At 71.3% G+C, this 1,218-nt stretch carries 1 protein-coding gene; it reads left to right on the top strand.

Annotation, left to right across the window (positions count from 1 at the left end; all coding sequences use genetic code 11):
• Positions 1-1,218: serine hydroxymethyltransferase (gene glyA / locus OFY01_RS17160; protein ID WP_266600839.1), on the top strand; the 1,218-nt coding region annotated here is incomplete at both ends.

Below are 1,218 nucleotides of genomic sequence, written 5' to 3' on the forward strand. Positions count from 1 at the left end.
GCGGCGGCGGTCGACGCGGAGCTGGGGCGTCAGCAGTCGACGCTGGAGATGATCGCGTCGGAGAACTTCGCCCCGGTCGCCGTGATGGAGGCCCAGGGCTCGGTCCTGACCAACAAGTACGCCGAGGGCTACCCCGGACGCCGCTACTACGGCGGCTGCGAGCACGTCGACGTCACCGAGCAGATCGCCATCGACCGGCTCAAGGACCTGTTCGGCGCCGAGTACGCCAACGTGCAGCCCCACTCGGGCGCCTCCGCCAACCAGGCCGCGCTCTTCGCGATCGCCCAGCCCGGCGACACCATCCTGGGCCTGGACCTCGCCCACGGCGGCCACCTCACCCACGGCATGCGCCTGAACTTCTCCGGCAAGCAGTTCGACGTGGTCGCCTACCACGTCGACGACACCACCGGCCTGGTCGACATGGCCGAGGTCGAGCGCCTGGCCAAGGAACACCGCCCCAAGGTGATCATCGCGGGCTGGTCCGCCTACCCCCGGCAGCTGGACTTCGCCGCCTTCCGCCGCATCGCCGACGAGACCGGCGCCCACCTGTGGGTCGACATGGCCCACTTCGCGGGCCTGGTCGCCGCCGGGCTGCACCCCAACCCGGTCCCCTACGCCGACGTGGTCACCTCCACCACCCACAAGACGCTGGGCGGCCCCCGCGGCGGCATCATCCTCGCCCGCACCAAGGACTTCGCCAAGAAGCTGAACTCGGCGGTCTTCCCCGGCTTCCAGGGCGGCCCCCTCGAACACGTCATCGCCGCGAAGGCGGTCTCCTTCAAGGTCGCCGCGTCCGAGGAGTTCAAGGAGCGCCAGCAGCGCACCCTGGACGGCGCCCGGATCCTCGCCGAGCGTCTGACCGCCGACGACATGCGCGCCCACGGCGTGAACGTCCTGTCGGGCGGCACGGACGTGCACCTGGTCCTGGTCGACCTGCGCGACTCCGACCTGGACGGTCAGCAGGCCGAGGACCGCCTCCACGAGGTCGGCATCACGGTCAACCGCAACGCCGTGCCCAACGACCCGCGCCCCCCGATGGTCACCTCCGGCCTGCGCATCGGCACCCCGGCCCTGGCCACCCGAGGCTTCACCGCCGACGACTTCCGCGAGGTCGCCGACGTGATCGCCCAGGCCCTCAAGCCGACCTACGACACCGAGACCGCCACGGCCCTCAAGGCACGGGTGACCACCCTCGCCGAGAAGCACCCCCTGTACCCC

Origin of the sequence: Streptomyces beihaiensis (genome assembly GCF_026274175.1) — a bacterium.
Taxonomy (GTDB): domain Bacteria; phylum Actinomycetota; class Actinomycetes; order Streptomycetales; family Streptomycetaceae; genus Streptomyces; species Streptomyces beihaiensis.